Annotated in this window: 16 protein-coding genes and 1 pseudogene; 6 read left to right on the top strand and 11 right to left on the bottom strand. The window is 45.8% G+C overall.

Translation table 11 applies throughout. The features are described 5' to 3' along the window. Positions 1-376: 376 nt before the first annotated feature. Positions 377-1,708, top strand: a complete 1,332-nt coding sequence (locus B2089_RS11400) for a sensor histidine kinase (RefSeq protein WP_296319990.1) — start codon at positions 377-379, stop codon at positions 1,706-1,708. Positions 1,709-1,842: 134 nt separating this feature from the next. Here the strand turns inward: B2089_RS11400 and B2089_RS11395 are convergent, their stop codons facing one another. The 5 genes from B2089_RS11395 to B2089_RS11375 all read right to left on the bottom strand — a co-directional run bounded on the left by B2089_RS11395 (position 1,843) and on the right by B2089_RS11375 (position 5,395). After that, positions 1,843-2,601 (bottom strand): amino acid ABC transporter ATP-binding protein, encoded by a 759-nt coding sequence (locus tag B2089_RS11395; protein WP_296319987.1) that lies wholly within the window; start codon positions 2,599-2,601, stop codon positions 1,843-1,845. Positions 2,602-2,607: 6 nt separating this feature from the next. Further along, positions 2,608-3,258 carry an ABC transporter permease subunit gene (locus B2089_RS11390; RefSeq protein ID WP_296319984.1) on the bottom strand — a complete coding sequence of 217 codons (651 nt, stop codon included), beginning with the start codon at positions 3,256-3,258 and terminating at the stop codon, positions 2,608-2,610. After that, on the bottom strand, positions 3,255-3,965 hold the full coding sequence (locus B2089_RS11385) for an amino acid ABC transporter permease (RefSeq protein ID WP_296319981.1): 711 nt from the start codon (positions 3,963-3,965) through the stop codon (positions 3,255-3,257). The genes B2089_RS11390 and B2089_RS11385 overlap by 4 nt, the downstream gene beginning before the upstream one ends. A 3-nt stretch (positions 3,966-3,968) precedes the next feature. Then, complete coding sequence (locus B2089_RS11380; RefSeq protein ID WP_296319978.1) at positions 3,969-4,778, bottom strand: transporter substrate-binding domain-containing protein; 810 nt, start codon at positions 4,776-4,778, stop codon at positions 3,969-3,971. 224 nt (positions 4,779-5,002) lie between these two features. Further along, complete coding sequence (locus B2089_RS11375) at positions 5,003-5,395, bottom strand: pyridoxamine 5'-phosphate oxidase family protein (RefSeq protein WP_296687355.1); 393 nt, start codon at positions 5,393-5,395, stop codon at positions 5,003-5,005. Between the two features lie 125 nt (positions 5,396-5,520). Between B2089_RS11375 and B2089_RS11370 the strand changes: the two genes are divergently transcribed. Next, positions 5,521-5,892, top strand: a complete 372-nt coding sequence (locus B2089_RS11370; RefSeq protein ID WP_296319971.1) for a RidA family protein — start codon at positions 5,521-5,523, stop codon at positions 5,890-5,892. Between the two features lie 64 nt (positions 5,893-5,956). On the opposite strand, the gene nifH is transcribed toward B2089_RS11370, so the two are convergent. After that, the gene (gene nifH / locus B2089_RS11365; RefSeq protein WP_296319968.1) at positions 5,957-6,808 is read right to left on the bottom strand and encodes a nitrogenase iron protein; all 852 of its coding nucleotides are present in this window, start codon (positions 6,806-6,808) and stop codon (positions 5,957-5,959) included. 182 nt (positions 6,809-6,990) lie between these two features. On the opposite strand from nifH, the gene B2089_RS11360 reads away from it, so the two are divergent. From B2089_RS11360 to B2089_RS11345, 4 genes are all read left to right on the top strand, one after another. Continuing rightward, entirely contained in the window at positions 6,991-7,416 is a 426-nt protein-coding gene (locus tag B2089_RS11360) for an RrF2 family transcriptional regulator (protein WP_296319964.1), read from the top strand. Between the two features lie 123 nt (positions 7,417-7,539). Next, entirely contained in the window at positions 7,540-8,706 is a 1,167-nt protein-coding gene (locus B2089_RS11355; protein ID WP_296319962.1) for a trans-sulfuration enzyme family protein, read from the top strand. 80 nt (positions 8,707-8,786) lie between these two features. Further along, positions 8,787-11,336, top strand: coding sequence for a heavy metal translocating P-type ATPase (locus B2089_RS11350; protein WP_296319959.1), 2,550 nt, complete (start codon positions 8,787-8,789; stop codon positions 11,334-11,336). Between the two features lie 103 nt (positions 11,337-11,439). Continuing rightward, positions 11,440-12,609 (top strand): MalY/PatB family protein, encoded by a 1,170-nt coding sequence (locus tag B2089_RS11345; RefSeq protein ID WP_296319956.1) that lies wholly within the window; start codon positions 11,440-11,442, stop codon positions 12,607-12,609. Between the two features lie 3 nt (positions 12,610-12,612). Here the strand turns inward: B2089_RS11345 and B2089_RS11340 are convergent, their stop codons facing one another. From B2089_RS11340 to B2089_RS11320, 5 genes and pseudogenes are all read right to left on the bottom strand, one after another. Continuing rightward, positions 12,613-13,782 (bottom strand): type III PLP-dependent enzyme, encoded by a 1,170-nt coding sequence (locus B2089_RS11340; protein ID WP_296319952.1) that lies wholly within the window; start codon positions 13,780-13,782, stop codon positions 12,613-12,615. A 254-nt stretch (positions 13,783-14,036) separates the two neighbouring features. After that, positions 14,037-15,695 carry a Na/Pi cotransporter family protein gene (locus tag B2089_RS11335; RefSeq protein ID WP_296319949.1) on the bottom strand — a complete coding sequence of 553 codons (1,659 nt, stop codon included), beginning with the start codon at positions 15,693-15,695 and terminating at the stop codon, positions 14,037-14,039. A gap of 21 nt (positions 15,696-15,716) precedes the next feature. Further along, entirely contained in the window at positions 15,717-16,694 is a 978-nt protein-coding gene (locus B2089_RS11330; RefSeq protein WP_296319947.1) for a calcium/sodium antiporter, read from the bottom strand. A 212-nt stretch (positions 16,695-16,906) separates the two neighbouring features. Beyond that, positions 16,907-17,050 (bottom strand): hypothetical protein, encoded by a 144-nt coding sequence (locus B2089_RS11325; RefSeq protein WP_296319943.1) that lies wholly within the window; start codon positions 17,048-17,050, stop codon positions 16,907-16,909. A gap of 50 nt (positions 17,051-17,100) precedes the next feature. After that, positions 17,101-17,280: pseudogene (locus B2089_RS11320) on the bottom strand (endonuclease); the annotation flags it as partial.

Here is a 17,280-nt window from a genome sequence, read left to right as displayed (position 1 = left end):
ATGGCAGCGATTACTAAAGTGGTAAAAGACTAGATTTTAATGCAGTCTTCCTTTTTTTATGCGTAATTAGCAAAAAGTTACTTTTAGGCTTGGAGACTGGAAAAAACTCTTTCCAGTCTCTATTTTAAATTTTCAAATGAAAAAATCCGTCAGACGGACGAGGGCGAGACAATCCTTGACTACCTTCTGGCAGATTGTAGCCCCCCCTGCTATACTATCATTCCGAAAAATTTAACCCAGATTTAACACTTCCATCCCCAAAATCTAACATTTTTAAACTATAATCTGTATTGATATAATTGATATAGAATGAAGCGGTGCCAATACTCTGTCTTATTGCAGAACGGCCCATTTTTTCGATTATTGGAGACAGAAAATGAAAATCAAATCATTGACTTTACGAATTTTTATAAACACAATGCTAGTTGGCGTGGCGGTTTACTTTGCCTGTGCGGTGATTTTCATCGACTCCTTTTACAAGTATTTTGAAAATCAGATTTTTTCGGAACTTGAAAACGAATGCGATTATCTTTCGCTTTTGCCAAACTTTACGGACGTGAAAACCGAAAACAGAATCACTATTATTGATTTTCGGGGCAAAGTGATTTTTGACAATCAAACAAATCCCGCCAAAATGGAAAATCACGCTTCAAGAGCAGAGTTCATCGAGGCGATGGAAAAAGGCTCTGCAAAAGTTTCGCGCTATTCTTCGACAATGCTAAAAAAGACGCTTTACTTTGCAAAAAAACTCCAAAATGGCACGGTTCTTCGCATTTCCTGCCAGCAATACACGTCGGGCGTTCTTATTTTCGCTTTAAGTCAGCCGCTTTTGTGTCTTCTCTTACTTGCGCTGATTATTTCGGGCGTGGCAGCGTCTAGCCTTTCAAAAAAAATCGCAGATTCAATTGAAAAAATCGACTTTGACAATCCTGAGAAAAACGAAACATTCAGTGAGTTCAAGCCCTTCATAAAGCGGATTAGCGACGAAAACTTTGAGAAAAAGCAGCGCGAAGAAATCCGCCGTCAGTTTTCCGCGAATGTTAGCCATGAGCTAAAAACGCCTTTGACAAGCATTTCAGGCTTTGCAGAGATTATGAAAAGCGGCAGTGTTGACGAAAAAACGATGCGCAATTTCTCACAAGATATTTACAATGAAAGCCAGAGACTGATTCTTCTTGTGAACGACATTCTAAAACTCTCGAAACTCGACGAAGAGTCAATCACGATGGAAAAAGAAGAAATCTGCATAGAAGAAATCTGCCGCGACGTAATCAAATCTTTGAAAATCTTTGCGCAGAGAAAAAATGTTTCGATTGAGCTTGAAAGCCTCACGAAAGATTGCATAAAGGGCGTTCCGACGGTCATTCAAGAGATGATTTTTAATCTTGTGGAAAACGCAATCAAATACAACAAAGAAAACGGAAAAGTGTTCGTTAAAATCGAAAAGGTAGAGAGGGAAAAGCCTTACTTAAAACTTCTTGTCAAAGACACAGGGATAGGAATCTCCGAAAATCAGCAGGAGAGGATTTTTGAGCGTTTTTACAGGATAGACAAGAGCCGAGCAAAAGACACAAAAAGCGTGCGAACCACAGGCACAGGGCTTGGTCTTTCAATCGTAAAGCACGGCGCAAAATATCACAATGCAAAAGTCAGCGTAAAAAGCAAAATCGGGGAAGGAAGTGAGTTTTCCCTAATGTTTCCGATATAATGTAATAATCATATAACATAATTTTCAAAGCCGACAAACCAGTCAAGCCGGTTTGCGGTTTAAAATATTGTTCGTCTTCACGAAGAGTGATGTCAGAGCTGGGCGGCTGACCGTAGATGTTCACCAAATAAATATTACAGAGCGGCCGACAAGTCGCTGGGAGGAAGAATCCTGCGCAAAAACTGCTTCGTCCTCTCTTCTTTCGGATAATAAAAAATCTCCCTTGGACTTCCTTCTTCCACCACGTAACCGCCGTCCATAAAAAACACCTTGTCCGCCACTTCCTCGGCAAAGCTCATTTCATGGGTCACGACAATCATGGTGTGTCCTTCCTTCGCGACCTGCTTAATCAAGGCGAGAGTTTCACCCACGAGCTCCGGGTCAAGGGCGCTGGTCGGCTCATCGAAGAGAATCACCTCCGCATCCAAGGCCACCGCCCTCGCGATTCCCACCCGCTGCTGCTGACCGCCAGAAAGCTGGCTGGGATAATAATTTTCTTTGTCACTAAGTCCCACTTTTTTAAGCTCCAGCTTTGCCCGTTCAATCGCAGCTGCCTTTGGAAGGCCGTGGCCTGTTACAAGAGCCTCCACGATGTTTTCAAGGGCGGTCTTGTTGGCAAAGAGATTGTAATTCTGAAAGACCATGGCCGTTTTTCTTCTGACCGAAAGCACATCTTTTTTCTTTGCGCCGTGCAAATCTACTCTGGTGTCGCCAATCGTAAGACTGCCTTTGTCCGCCCTCTCCAAGAAATTTATCGAACGGAGAAGAGTCGTTTTTCCGCTTCCGCTCGGCCCTAAAATCACCACGACATTTCCGTCATCAACAGTAAGCGAGACATCATGCAGGACTTCAAGATGTCCGAAATTCTTTTTCACATGCTCAATTTTTATCATTTTTCCCTACCTTTTCTTCGAAAAATGCTTTTCCAGCCGAACCAGAAAGAATTCGACCACCGCATTTATCGCCCAGTAAATGATTGCCGCAGCCACATAGCTGTAAGTGTCAGCGCAGGGAATCGTGGAGCCGTTCAGGACATCCACCAGACCAAGAACAAGGACAATCGAAGTGTTTTTGATGGCTCCAAGCGTGTTGTTGGTAAGATTTGGAAGGGCGACAGGAATCACCTGAGGAATTATGATTTTTCTCAAAGTCTGAAAGGTTGAAAAACCGCAGGAAAACGCAGCCTCATACTGACCTTTTGGAATCGAAAGAAAGGCACCCCGCACTGACTCGCTCACCAAAATCGTCCTGCTCAAAGTGAATGTAAAGTAGGCCAGCATCATCGTTCCGTTTTTTCCCGGCTTGAAGCAGCTCAGGTAAATCAGATGAAAAATCAAAAGCGTAATCATCAGCGGGATTCCCGAATAGACTGCCACAAAACCTTTGAAGACTTTCTCTACCACGGGAACTTTGAAAATCCTCGCCAATGCAATCAGCGTGCCTAAAAAAAGCGCGATAAAAAGGGGAATCAGGGCAAGGCGCAGCGTGACTGGAATATAGACTACGCCCGAAAGCAGGCACTTCCACAAATACTCAAAACTGAATTTCATACTGCCCCCACTCTCACAGACTGACTGCCGAAAGTCAATTTTTTGTCGATTTTCGTTGTGATTGCCGTAAGAATGAAATTTATAAGAACGAAAATCACGGCGATAATCACATAACTTTCAAGGCTGTGCCCCGTCGTAGCCCCAAGAGCACTGGCCCGCCCTATGATGTCAATCACGCCAATCATAAAGACAAGGGAAGTCTCCTGAAAAAGGCCGATAAGCGTGATTCCTGTAGAAGGAAGGGCAACCCTCACTGCCTGGGGAAGAACAATCCGCACAAAAGCGTTAAACTCGCTCAGTCCGCAGGCAATGGCCGCCTCCCTCTGACCTTTTGGAATCGAGCAGATTGCTCCTCGGAAAATCTCACCCAAAAATACTCCCTGATTCAGAATCAAAGCCAGATCCACGAAGATGATTTTTTCCCACCGCCTTGAATCGATTCCGAAAAGCGAGTGAAGCACAATGGGAAAGGCATAGTAGACCACCAGCATCTGAACCAAAAGAGGCGTTCCCCGCTCAAAGGAGATGAAAATGGTCAGAATCTGGTCAAGCAGGGGAATTTTTTTGATTCTGGCAGTCGCAATCAGAAGGGCAAGGAAAAATCCCAGACTAAAGGCGACTGCGACAATCTCAAAAGTTACCGGCAATTTAACAATCAGAACCGGGAAATTTTGAACCAAACGCTTCCAAGAAAACAAATCACTCATAGGCTACTTGTTGATATTCTGGGTCGTATCTGAACCCAAATCACGGATTGCGATTTTTGCAAGTTCACCCGAATCAATCAGCTGTTTCAGAGCGCCGTCAACATCTTTTTTAAGCTCAGGGTTGTCCAAATTGAAGATGAAATATGAGGCACTTGTGGAAATCGGCTCTTCCACAAGGCGGAAAATTCCACCGTATTCTTTTTGAAGAAGGTTGAAGCTGGGAATATTCGAGAAAAAGGCGTCGTAAGTGCCGTTTTTCATAGCCGCAACGACCTGCTCATTCGTGAGCGCGCTGGTCAAAACGGCGTTAATTTTCTCATTGGGGTGGTCTTCGTTCCAGTGCTGCAGAATCGCGCCCGTGGCAGAGCCGGTGGAAGCCTGAGCCGTCTTTCCCACCAAATCCTTGAGAGACTGAACATCCTTGTTCTCTTTCAAAACGACTATGTATTTTGAGAAGTCGTTGTAGCCCAAATCAGTGAAAAGATAATTCTTTCGCCGTTCAGGATTAGACTCGTACATGTGCGCTCCGATGTCGATTTTTCCCGCAGAAAGAGCCAGAAGAATGTTCTTAAAGTCGAAGGTCTGAAATTCAAATTTGTACTGGGGCAAAAGCTCGCCAATCGCCTTCATTACATCAATCTCAAAGCCCGCAAGCTCTCCTTTTTCGTCCAGATAACAGTAAAGCTTGCTGTCCGAGCCTGTGCCGACGATGACAGTCTTTACATCAGATTTTTCTTTTTTGCAGGAAAGCATACCAAAAGCCAAAGCAAGAGAAAGGGCAACAGAAGCGATTTTCAAAAGATTTTTTTTCATAAATACCTCCTCGTAGGCTTAAAACCTATCGACATAGTAGGTATATAAAATTTCAAAACTTATGCCTAATACAATTTTTTTATGAGAGTTATAAGATTTTTTTATGGAAAAGCCGAAAAGAAAAAACGGACTGTCGAAAGACTTTTCCATTAAGGAGGCTGTTACAGTCTTTCAGCAGTCCGCACAAGGCACTGATTAAAATATCATTGAAAAAAAGTCAGGGTTTACCCCTCGATTTTTGTTACATTCGTTCCGCTATAAATGTAGCCGACCGGCTCGACGAGCTCAAAGACCTCGAAAATGCCGTCATCGGCTTTGTAGATTTTCTGCAATGTCGGTCGAAGTTCAAGGTATTTTTCTTTGAGTTTGATGTCGTCTGTCCTGCGAACTCTTCCCGAAACGCGAATCCACGAGCCGTCCTCGTAAATTCCGGCGAATTCGATTTTCGGGTTTGCGATGAACTGACGGAAAACAGCTTTTTTGTTCCCCGTCACGAGGTAGATTTTGCCGTCAATTTCTTCGACTGCACCGAACGGTCTGACATGAGGCTCATTCCCGTCCGCCGTTGCCACGAAAAACACACCAGTCTTTTTGATTGAATCCAGTAATTTGCTCATTTTTTTACTCCTGTGCACTGTCCGCCCACGCGAAGGCATATTTATCTGCCAGAGCGTCATAAATTCTTGACAAACTACATTAAAATAACCTATTTTGTCAATAGGTAATAAGGAGACCACAACAAATGAAAACAATCGAAACAAAATCCGCCCCAGAGGCTATCGGCCCCTACTCACAGGCAATCGTCGCGAACGGCTTTGTCTACACCTCAGGCCAGATTCCGCTGAACCCTGAGACTGGCGCAATCGAAGGAAGCGGAATTGAGCAAGAAGCCGAACAGGCCATCAAAAATCTTGGTGAAATCTTAAAGGACGCCGGCACGGACTTTTCAAAAGTCGTCAAAACTACCTGCTTTCTGAAAAACATCGCCGACTTTGCAGCCTTTAACACTGTCTACGAAAAATATTTCATCTCAAAACCTGCCCGCAGTTGCTTTGAAGTCGCCGCCTTGCCAAAAAACGCGCTGGTCGAGATTGAGGCAGTCGCTCTTTTGTAGGAGACGAAAAAAGCCGGGCCTTATGTCAAAAGCTCGGCGTAAAGTATCGGATAAGAGATTTTATTTAGATTGAGTAGTTTCCTTCCGGCTCCATCATGCCGTTCTCAATGAGGATTTCCTCAAGGCGTTCCTGGGTGATTGGTGTCGGAATCGTGAAATTCGTGTTCTCATCGATTGCCTGGGCCAAATTCCGGTAAACCTGAGCCTGTGAGCTTTCAGGAGCATATTCAATTACGGTCTTCTTTCGGATTTCCGCCTGCTGAACGATGTTGTTTCGCGGCACGAAGTAAATGAGCTGGGTGTTAAGCTCTTTCGTGAAGGCACGGAGTAAATCAAGCTCGCGGTCAACGTTTCGGCTGTTACAGATGATTCCGCCCAATCGCACGTCTCCCCGCTCAGCATAGCGGGCAATACCCTTACAGATGTTATTTGCCGCATACAAAGCCATCATCTCACCAGAAGCGACGATGTAGATTTCCTGAGCCTTGCCCTCTCGGATTGGCATTGCAAATCCACCACAGACGACATCACCCAAAACATCATAGAAAACATAGTCCAAATCTTCCGTATATGCGCCAAGATTCTCCAGCATTGAAATAGAAGTGATGATTCCCCGTCCTGCGCAACCAACTCCCGGCTCCGGTCCTCCCGACTCAACGCAGCGAACGCCCTTAAATCCGATTTTCTGCAAATCTTCCAGCTGGATTTCAGTCTTGTTGTCGCGGATTGTATCCAAAACTGTTTTCTGATGAAGACCGCCCAGCAAAAGTCGTGTTGAGTCTGCCTTCGGGTCACAGCCGACTACCAGAACTTTTTTTCCAAGTTCCAGAAGTCCTGCCGTAAGATTCTGAGTGGTGGTGGATTTTCCGATTCCGCCCTTTCCGTAAATCGCTATCTGTCTGAGTTTCTTTGCCATTGCACGTACCCCTTTTTTATAATTACCTAGTTATTCAATAGGTAATCGTATTATTATGATTATTACCTACTATGTCAATGGGTAGTTGTAAAATTTTTACCTATTGCAAAACTAGGTTAAATCTGTTATTATGATTATTACCTAGTTAAAAGATAGGTTTTATTTTCAACAGGAAGGATCAAATGCTAAAAATTTCGACAAAAGGACAGTACGCGCTTCTCATCATGACGGAACTTGCCGAAAGCGAGCAGGATAAATTCATTCCCCTCAAGCTTCTTTCCCACCGTCATAATCTTTCCACAAAATATCTGGAGCAGATTCTCATTCAGCTCAGTAAGTCAGGGCTTGTAATCGGTCTTAGGGGAAACAACGGCGGCTACAAGCTGGCAAAAAAAGCAGAGGACTACACGGTGGGAGAAATTCTTCGGGCAATGGAAGGAGATTTAAATCCCCGCTCCCCAAGCGAATCAAACACTCTCAGTTCCGTGGGCAACGATGATTTTTGGAATGAATTCAACGATGTAATCAACAATTTCGTGGATTCAAACACACTGGAGCATATCGCCGAAAAAAACCGTCAGTTCAACGGCTACGACTATTGTATCTAACGAATCAAAATTACTTCCGTGTAATTTTGATTCGCACGAGAAAATTCTGTTCACCTGACGGCAAACAGAATTTTCTCTCCTTACATTTATCCCGCATCCATGCGGGCATTCTGGAGATATTAAATGGCTGAATACAAAATCGACACTCTTTGTGTCACAGGAAAGCCAGATTACGAGGCAAACGACAAAACCGGCGCAATCGCCCTTCCCATCTACCAGTCAGCGACATTCGCTCACCCGGAACTGGGAAAATCCACGGGTTACGATTATTCCCGGCTCAAAAACCCGACGAGAGACCATCTTGAAAAACTCGTCGCAAGTCTGGACGGAGCGGAATTCGGTTTTGCCTTCAACTGCGGGCTTGCGGCAATCACAGCGCTTTTCGACGCAATCATCCTGAACGAAAAAAAAGGCCAGGTCTTTCATGTCATCTGCTCGGACGACCTTTATGGCGGCACGGAGCGATTTTTAAACACAATCGGGCAAAAACTTGGCTTTGAGACCAGCTACACCGACACTTCCGAACTATCAAACATCAAGGCGGCAAAAAAGGAGAACACGAAAATCATCTTCGTCGAGACTCCGGGAAATCCCCTGATGAAAGTCACGGACATTGCCCTCACGGCAGAATATGCCCGCTCAATCGGCGCTCTTTTAATAGTAGACAACACCTTCCTCACGCCATATTTGCAGCATCCCCTTTCCCTCGGAGCAGACATAGTTGTCCAGAGCGGAACAAAATTCCTCTGCGGTCACAACGACACGCTGGCAGGCTTTGTCACCACCAACAATAAAAAAATCGCCGAAAATCTTGAAATCATCACGAAAACCACAGGCTCTGCCCTTCCCGCCTTTGACTCCTTCCTTCTCGTTCGGGGAATCAAAACTCTGGCCGTCCGCATGGAGCGTCACTGTGAAAACGCCCTCAAAATCGTCGCCGCCCTGCAGAAAAATCCCCGTGTCAAAGGAATCCTCTTCCCCGGCCTTCCCCAAAGCAAGGGCTATGAAATCAGCAAAAAACAGGCAAAAGGCTTTGGCAGCATGATTTCTTTCTATGTGGATTCCGTAGAAACCGTGGAGCGGGTCTTAAAAAGCGTAAAAGTCATTCACTTTGCCGAAAGTCTTGGCGGAGTGGACACCCTGATTACCTATCCCGCCACCCAAACCCATGTGGATGTGCCCGAAGAAGAGCGAAATGCCAGGGGAATCACGAATACCCTCTTGCGCCTGAGCGTGGGTATTGAAAACTCAGAAGATTTGATTCAGGATTTAGAGCAGGCAATAGGATAATTATTCTCTTATGTGACAAAGTTACTTTTTTTCTCGGATAATTTTTATTATATTTATAAAAGAAACAGTCAGGGAAAATTATGAAGCAATTTAATGTCACAGGAATGAGCTGCGCGGCTTGTTCGGCTCGTGTGGAAAAGGCGGTCTCAAAGGTGGCGGGAGTTTCCTCTTGCTCGGTGAGTCTTCTTACAAATTCCATGGGAATCGAAGGAAATGCCAGCGACGAGGCAATTATTGAAGCCGTGGTAAATGCGGGCTACGGAGCAAGCCTAAAATCTCAGGCAAAATCGGATTCTTCTTCACGCACTTCAAGCGGCTTTGGCGGGCAAAGCGGGAAGTCTGCAAGTGCCGAAGACAGTCTTCGCGACCTGGAAAGCCCCATCCTCATAAAAAGGCTTCTTTCTTCTATTTTATTTTTGATTCCGCTCCTCTATTTTTCCATGGGCCATAGCATGTGGAATTGGCCGCTGCCTTCTTTTTTCGACGGAAATCATGTGGCAATGGGCCTGGTTCAGCTTTTGCTTTCTGCAATCGTCATGATTATAAACCAGAAATTCTTTGTGAGCGGATTTAAATCCCTTTTGCACAGGGCGCCCAACATGGATACTCTGGTGGCCCTAGGCTCGGCCTCGGCTTTTATTTACAGCACCTGGGCTATTTTTGCCATGACAAGCGCAGTTGTCGCCGGGAATGAAGAAGCCGTCATGAATTACATGCACGAATTTTATTTTGAGACTGCGGCCATGATTCTCACCCTGATTACCGTGGGAAAAACTCTGGAGGCAAAATCAAAGGGAAGGACGACCGATGCCTTAAAAGGGCTGATGAAGCTCGCACCCAAAACAGCGGTCATTGTCGAAAATGGCGAAGAAAAGACCGTTCCCATTGAAAGCGTTAAAAAAGGAGACATTTTCCTTGTGCGCCCCGGCGAGAATATTCCAGTGGACGGAATCGTGCTTGAAGGAAGCAGCGCGGTAAACGAATCTGCCCTCACAGGCGAAAGCATTCCTGTGGATAAGGCGGCTGGGGACAAGGTTTCGGCTGCCACGACCAACACTTCTGGATTTTTAAAATGTCAGGCCGTGCGGGTGGGCGAAGACACGACTCTTTCTCAGATTATTCAGATGGTAAGCGACGCGGCGGCAACAAAAGCCCCCATTGCAAAAATCGCCGACAAGGTTTCTGGCATTTTCGTTCCTTTTGTGATTTCCATTGCCATTCTTACATTCATCGTCTGGTCGCTTTTGGGAGCCGATGTTGGAACAAGCCTCACTCGTGCGGTGGCGGTTCTCGTAATCAGCTGCCCCTGTGCTTTGGGACTTGCCACCCCGGTGGCAATCATGGTGGGAAACGGCATGGGAGCCAGAAACGGCATTTTGTTCAAAACTTCGGCAAGCCTTGAAGCGGCGGGAAAAATCAACATCGTCGCACTGGACAAAACCGGCACGATTACAGAAGGCTCTCCCCGCGTTACGGATATTTTTCCTGCAGAAGGCGTGAGCGAGGAAGAACTTCTGTCTCTTTCCTATGCCCTTGAAAAAAAGAGCGAGCATCCCTTGGCAAAAGCAATCGTTCAGAAAGCAGAAGAAAAAAATCTCAGGGCAAAAGATGTGACTGATTTTGAGGCTTTGAGCGGAAAGGGACTTAAAGCAAGGCTGGACGGAAAAATTCTTGCCGGGGGAAAGCTGGATTTCATAAAAGAAATGCAAAAGGAGCTTCCGACTTTCGCCGGAATGACAATGGAAGAAAAAGCGGCAGCCCTTGCAGAATCAGGCAAAACGCCTCTCTTTTTTGCCTGTGACGGAAAAATCCTCGGCATAATCGCAGTGGCGGACACAATCAAGGCCGACAGCCCCCGTGCCGTAAAAGAATTGCAGGAAATGGGAATCCGCGTGGTCATGCTCACTGGAGACAATGAAAAAACAGCTCAGGCAATCGGAAAGCAGGCCGGACTTGACCAAGTGATTGCAGGCGTTCTCCCCGACGGAAAGGAAAGCGTAATCCGGGATTTGCAGGAAAACGGCAGTGTTGCCATGGTGGGAGATGGAATCAACGACGCGCCAGCCCTTACCCGCGCTGACATTGGAATCGCCATCGGAGCGGGAACTGATGTGGCAATCGACGCGGCGGACATCGTTTTGATGAAAAGCCGTCTTTCAGATGTGCCGGCTGCAATCCGCTTGAGCCGGGCAACGCTGAAAAACATTCACGAAAACCTTTTCTGGGCTTTCTTCTACAATGTGATTGGAATTCCCCTTGCGGCTGGAGTCTTTACGGCGGCTTTAGGCTGGAAACTCAATCCCATGTTCGGGGCGGCGGCAATGAGCCTTTCAAGTTTCTGCGTGGTCACAAACGCCCTCCGCCTCAATTTTTTCAAAATGCAAAAAAACAAAATTAACCATAAGGAGTCAAAAATGGAAAAAACAATCGAAATCAATGGAATGATGTGCCAGCACTGCGAAATGCATGTGAAAAAAGCCCTGGAAGCCTTGGATGGCGTAGAGTCAGCGAGTGCAAGCCACGAGCAGAAAAAGGCAATCGTCATCCTTAAAGACGGAGCAAGCGTCGATGAAGGAAAAGTCAAAGCCGCAATCGAAGAAGCTGGTTATGAATTCGTCAAAATGAATTAAGGGAAAATCATCTGAGCCCACTTTTCCCCATTGACCAAATAGGTAAAATCAGGATAAACTATTACCTAGCAATTCACTAGGTTTTATTTTTCAGGAGACTCAGATGACTTACAATTTTAACAAAATCACCGACCGCAAAAACACCAACGCCATAAAATATGATCTTGCCGTCGCGCGAGGGAAACCCGCCGACGTGCTTTCACTTTGGGTCGCCGACATGGACTTTCCCACCGCTCCGGCGATTCTTGAAGCCCTGCACGAAAAAATCAATCACGGCATTTTCGGCTATTCCGTCCCCGACCAGCGTTTTTACGATGCCGTGGCAAAATGGATGAAAGAAGAGCATGATTTTGACATAGAACGCCGCTGGATTGTCACAACTCCTGGAGTAGTTTTTGCCATTGCCTGCGCAATCAAGGCTTTTAGCAACGAAGGCGAGGCCGTGCTCATTCAAACGCCAGTCTATTATCCCTTCAAGAACATGATTGAGGCAAACAAACGCAAGCTGGTAACATCTTCTCTCTTTGAAAAAGACGGCAAGTGGCAGATTGATTTCGCCGACTTCGAGCAGAAAATCATAGACAATCAGGTAAAACTTTTCATTCTCTGCAGCCCCCACAATCCTGTGAGCAGGGTCTGGACGCGAGAGGAGCTTACAAAGCTTTCTGAAATATGCCTGCGCCACAATGTCATCGTCTTTGCGGACGAAATTCACAATGATTTTATAATTCCGCCCCACAAGCACATAGTTTATTCGACGATTTCAAAAGAAGCGGCATGGAACTGCGTGGTTTCAACCTCTGCCAGCAAAACTTTCAATCTGGCAGGACTGCAATTCTCCACGAATTTTATCCAAAATCCCGCGCTGAAGAAAAAATTCCACGACGAGCGGGATAAAACCGGCTATGATGAGCCAAGTCTCATGGGCTTTGTCGCCGCACAGGCCGCCTACGAAAATGGAAAAGAATGGCTGACCGCCCTCAAAGCGCATCTGGCAGAAAATCTTGCCTTCTTGCGCAATTTCCTCAAAGAAAGGCTCCCCCGCGTGCGCTTGATTGAGCCTGAGGGCACATATTTAATCTGGCTTGATTTTTCGGCATACGGCTACAGCGACGCCCAGCTTGACGACATCATCGTGAATAAGGCGAAAGTCTGGCTTGACCGGGGAACCATGTTCGGAAGCGAGGGCGAAAATTATCAGAGGATAAATATAGCCACTCCCCGCCCGCTTTTACAGGAGGCACTGGAGCGGCTGGCAAAAGTTTTCAATTAAACACTACATGAAGTAAGTCTTTATTGGCGGGAAGCCGTTGAACTCTACGCTGGCGTAGGTGCTGGTGTAGGCCCCCGTGGTGAGCCAGTAGAGCTTGTCACCTGCTTTAAGGGAGAGGGGCAGCTTGTATTTGATGTCCTCGTACATGATATCCGCGCTGTCGCAGGTGGGGCCGGCCAGAATTACTTCCCCTTCTTTTACTCCGGGACCATCCTTTGAAGAAATGACCGGATATTTTACGGCTTCATCCAGAGTTTCGATAAGACCGTTGAATTTTCCAGAATCCTGATAGACCCATCGCTGCAGGGCCGTGTTGTTCTTGCGGCTTACGAGGATTACTTCGCTGGTAAGAATTCCGCAGTCGCCCACCAAAGAGCGGCCTGGCTCCAAGATAATCATAGGGATTTCGTCTCCGAAGTCATCGTGCAGGTAGCGGGTGATTTCTGAGGCGTAAGTTTCAAGTTCGTTGGCTGGCTGGATGTAGTGAGCCGGAAAGCCACCGCCCATGTTAATCATTGAAAGACGAATGCCTTCTTCTTCTTCAAGAGATGAGAAGAGATATGAAGCTTTTGCGATTGCGTCGTTCCAGGCTCCGATATCGCGCTGCTGGCTTCCTACATGGAAAGAAACGCCATAAGGAGTGAGCCCCAAGTCTCTGGCCATAACAAGCAAATCGTAAGCCATGTCCGGGTGGCAGCCGAATTTGCGGGAAAGAGGCCAGTCTGCACTCTGGGTGTTTTCCATTAACATGCGCACATAAATGCGGCTTCCTGGAGCGTTCTCGGCGATTGCCTTGAGGTCATCCTTTGAATCAGTGGCGAACATGCGCACGCCTTTTTCGTAGAAATATTTGATGTCACGGGCTTTTTTGATTGTGTTTCCGTAAGAGAGACGGTCACCGTCCACACCTAAAGCCATGATTTTATCAAGCTCATAGCGGGAAGCGACATCGAAATTTGAGCCCAGCTCGGCAAGCATTTTTAAGACAGGTTCACCCGGATTCGACTTGATTGCGTAATAAATATGCGCGTAGGGGAACGAATCACGCAGTTTAATAAAATTGTACTTAATCTGTTTGAGATTAATCACAACATTCGGAGTCTTCAAATCCTTTGAAAACTCAAGAAATCGATTCCATTCTGAATCAGAAATGTAGTCCTCACGATTGAACATGAAATACCACCTAAAACTGTGATTCCGCAAGTCAAAAAGCTTGCTAGCAGCAAAAAATAATAATGTTGTAAAAGCGAATATAAAGGAATTCTTCGATATGGTCTATAGTTTTTGAGGATTTTTTTTGTAAAATAAAGAAAATATTCTGATATAACGACAGAGGTGCAGAGGGTGATAAGTTTTTTTCGAAATGTCGATTTTTTTGGCGATTTCCGGGCGGCAATTTGGGTCATTGCCGTGCATAGTCGCAGCTTTTATCGTCTCGTGATTATCCCCGCGATGGAAAAGCAATTGTCGCCCATCTTTTCGATTTTACGCACTATATCGATGTACAAAAGCTCGGCTTTTACATTCTTCCCTTGCTCAAGTCGGTGGCGGGCCAGGCGTTTCAGTTCTGTCCGTTCTGAATCAATCATTTCTTCAAGGCTGTTGGCAAAATCATGCTGGCTGGTCGTCAATTCGTCCCCGATGTGGCGGTAAACAAAGTACAAAAGCTGACGGACAAGCTCAATATATGGAAGAAGTCGCTCTTTGTCTTCCTTAGGAACAGAAAGATTCTTTTCTTCTGCTCTCTTGATGTAAACTGCAAGGGAAAGGCATTCGTCAGAAAGATTTTCAAGTTCCTCGACAATCGAAATAAGCGTCTGCATTTGAGAGAAAAGCTCTTCCGTAACTTCAAGGCTGTGGCAGCGCACCAAAAATGCGGTCAGCTGCTCTTTCATCTCGTCAAGGTAAGCCTCCCTCTTTTCGATTTTCTCGTATTCTCCTGAAAGAAAAGCCTTTTTGTCGGAAAAGCCCCTCTGAATGCTGTCGAACATTTCCACTGTGTAGTCGGCCATTGTCTTGATTTCAGTATGAAGCTGCATGAGGGGGATAACCGCCGATTCACGGACGGCATATTCATTGAAAGGAAAAGAATAATGCTCCGGGATTTCTTCTTTTTTGTCAGCAATAAGTTTTTCTGTAAGGGATGCAAGCTGTTTTGTAAAGGGGAGAAAAATAAGCGTTCCAAAAAGATTAAAAAGGGTGTGAAGCATTGCGATGTGATAAACTATAGCGCTTTCTGCCTTGCCCGGCGTAATGAAATCCACGAGGCGGGTAAGATATGGCAGGAAAATCAGCGCGAGCAGAGCCGTGGTACAGTTAAAAAGCACATGAACAAGGGAAGCCCTGCGGGCATTTGTCTTTGCCCCGAAAGAAGCCATGATTGAATCCACCGTTGAGCCGATGTTGCTTCCGATTACGAGGGCGGCGGAAAAATTCCAGGTCAAAAGTCCGTTGTAGGCCATGGCGATAATAATGGCAGTCATGGCAGAAGATGAATGAATCAGGGCAGTGGCAATAATTCCTATACAGACCGCGATTGGGTAGCTCCAGAAGCCAAGAGCTTGAATCTTTGTCAGGAAGGACATGTTTTCAGAATTAAGGGAAATTGCCTCAGAAAGCCAGCCCAAGGCGATGAAAAGCAGGGAAAAGCCCATGACCGCAAGCCCCATGTTTGCGTAGCGATGATGACTGATTACCGAAAGGATGTAGCCCAAGGCAAAAATCGGGATGGCAAAGGCCGAAACCTTAAAGTCAAAGCCGAAGAGGGAGACAATCCAAGCCGTAACGGTGGTTCCGATGTTGGCTCCGAAAATAACTGCCACCGACTGTTCCAGAGTCATAAGGGCGGCATTCACAAAGGAGACGACCATTACCGTGGTTACTCCCGATGACTGAATCACCATAGTAAGAATACAGCCAGTGAGGAGTCCTAAAAAGCGGTTTTTTGTCATAAAGCCCAGAACGCCCTGAATCCTCGCACCGGCAGACTTTTGAATTCCGTCGCTCATAAGCTTCATTCCGAACAAAAGAAGGCAGAGACTTCCTGCGAAGTTAAAAAGGGCGAAAATCACATTCCCAAAATTCATATTTCCTCCAGAAAATCCGAATTACCGGATAATTGCGAAAGTCATTGAGGCGGCGTAGCAGAAGAGCATGACGATTCCTTCCAGCCGCCCAATCTGACGCTTAGTAATTGAAAAAATCCATGCCAGTAAACTCACGAAAATTAAAATCCCCAAATCATAAATTGAAGCCACATTCATACAGACCGGATTGATTGCAGCCGACACTCCCAGAATAAAAAGCAAGTTGAAGATATTTGAGCCCAGAACATTTCCCACGGCAAGGGAAACTTCGCCTTTTCTGGCGGCTACGATTGAAGTGACAAGCTCAGGAAGGGATGTTCCGATTGCGACGATTGTAAGGCCAATGAGGGTTTCGCTCATGCCAAAGAAGCGGGCGATATTCTGCGCACTGTAGACGACGGCTTTTCCTCCCGCGATAATCAGAATCAGTCCAAGAGCAATCAGAAGAAGACATTTCCACAAGGGAAGCATTTTTCCGTCATTTTCTTCTGCGGGATGACTTTTTGCGTCAAAAATGAGATATACGATGTAAGTCACAAAAAGAAGGAGAAGGATTATTCCAAGCCAGCGGGAAAGGAGTCCTGAATCAGCACTCATAGGAAGGGAAAGAAAATTCCCGTTAAAAAGGGATGAAGCGGTGCTTGCCAGCAGAACGAGAATTGTGGAAAAAAGAGTAATAGGAAAATCCCGTTTTAGGATTCCATTTTCTACAGGAACAGGATGAATGACAGCACACAAGCCAAGGACTACAAGAAGATTAAAGATATTTGAGCCGACCACATTTGAAAGGGCAATTTCATTTGCGCCTGCGAGAGCCGCGCTGGTACTTACGGCAAGTTCGGGCATACTGGTCCCCAGAGCAACAACAGTAAGTCCTATCACAATAGAAGGAATTTTGAAAAAGCGGGCCAAAGCTGCGCTTCCGTCCACAAAAATATCCGCCCCTTTGACCAAGGCCACAAAAGCAAAGAGCAGAATCACCACATTCAGAAAAATCATATTTCCTCCAGAAATTCGTTCGCAGAAAAAAAAGAGACTTTCCCTACAAACATAAAAATTTGCAGTAAAAGTCTCGCTACATTAGAACATATTCCGGGGAAGTGATTCCCGTGGTGACGAAATGATGTTACAGCTTTTTGCGCTGCCAGCTACTCCCTTGTTACTTATGAAGAGAAAATAACATGAAGAGAAGAAAACTTCAAGAGGGATTTTTATTTCGCTCCTGTATTTCCCAGCCATTTTTCCACATCTTTTGAAAGAGTGCCGACCACTATGAGACATGCAGGATAGGACTTTCCAATGATGTGCTGGACTGGCTCTTTTCGGAATAGAAGAAGGTGCAGAGCAATGAACACACCACAAATTCCCCGATATGTTCGAGAGCGTGTAGGTTCCGATTCTCCGCTCATTCCTTGTGTCCGCTGTTCCATGCTCTGAGCGCTTTTCCAAGCCAGTAGGACGCAGTGGCAATCAAAACAAGAATTGAAAGATAATCCAAGGCAAAAATCAGATAGCCCTTTTCCAAATCCAAAAAGAAAAACTGCTGTCGCAAGAACATGTATTTTCCCACACCGCGTACAATAAA

The sequence above is a fragment of the Treponema sp. UBA3813 genome (assembly GCA_002368605.1).
In the GTDB taxonomy this organism is placed as follows: Bacteria; Spirochaetota; Spirochaetia; order Treponematales; family Treponemataceae; genus Treponema_D.
This window is presented reverse-complemented; position numbering and strand designations above follow the sequence as displayed.

Bases quoted from the DNA above. Each gene is read 5' to 3' on its own strand.
- B2089_RS11400 (WP_296319990.1), top strand. From the start codon at position 377: ATGAAAATCAAATCATTGACTTTACGAATTTTTATAAACACAATGCTA.
- B2089_RS11395 (WP_296319987.1), bottom strand. From the start codon at position 2,601: ATGATAAAAATTGAGCATGTGAAAAAGAATTTCGGACATCTTGAAGTC.
- B2089_RS11390 (WP_296319984.1), bottom strand. From the start codon at position 3,258: ATGAAATTCAGTTTTGAGTATTTGTGGAAGTGCCTGCTTTCGGGCGTA.
- B2089_RS11385 (WP_296319981.1), bottom strand. From the start codon at position 3,965: ATGAGTGATTTGTTTTCTTGGAAGCGTTTGGTTCAAAATTTCCCGGTT.
- B2089_RS11380 (WP_296319978.1), bottom strand. From the start codon at position 4,778: ATGAAAAAAAATCTTTTGAAAATCGCTTCTGTTGCCCTTTCTCTTGCT.
- B2089_RS11375 (WP_296687355.1), bottom strand. From the start codon at position 5,395: ATGAGCAAATTACTGGATTCAATCAAAAAGACTGGTGTGTTTTTCGTG.
- B2089_RS11370 (WP_296319971.1), top strand. From the start codon at position 5,521: ATGAAAACAATCGAAACAAAATCCGCCCCAGAGGCTATCGGCCCCTAC.
- nifH (WP_296319968.1), bottom strand. From the start codon at position 6,808: ATGGCAAAGAAACTCAGACAGATAGCGATTTACGGAAAGGGCGGAATC.
- B2089_RS11360 (WP_296319964.1), top strand. From the start codon at position 6,991: ATGCTAAAAATTTCGACAAAAGGACAGTACGCGCTTCTCATCATGACG.
- B2089_RS11355 (WP_296319962.1), top strand. From the start codon at position 7,540: ATGGCTGAATACAAAATCGACACTCTTTGTGTCACAGGAAAGCCAGAT.
- B2089_RS11350 (WP_296319959.1), top strand. From the start codon at position 8,787: ATGAAGCAATTTAATGTCACAGGAATGAGCTGCGCGGCTTGTTCGGCT.
- B2089_RS11345 (WP_296319956.1), top strand. From the start codon at position 11,440: ATGACTTACAATTTTAACAAAATCACCGACCGCAAAAACACCAACGCC.
- B2089_RS11340 (WP_296319952.1), bottom strand. From the start codon at position 13,782: ATGTTCAATCGTGAGGACTACATTTCTGATTCAGAATGGAATCGATTT.
- B2089_RS11335 (WP_296319949.1), bottom strand. From the start codon at position 15,695: ATGAATTTTGGGAATGTGATTTTCGCCCTTTTTAACTTCGCAGGAAGT.
- B2089_RS11330 (WP_296319947.1), bottom strand. From the start codon at position 16,694: ATGATTTTTCTGAATGTGGTGATTCTGCTCTTTGCTTTTGTGGCCTTG.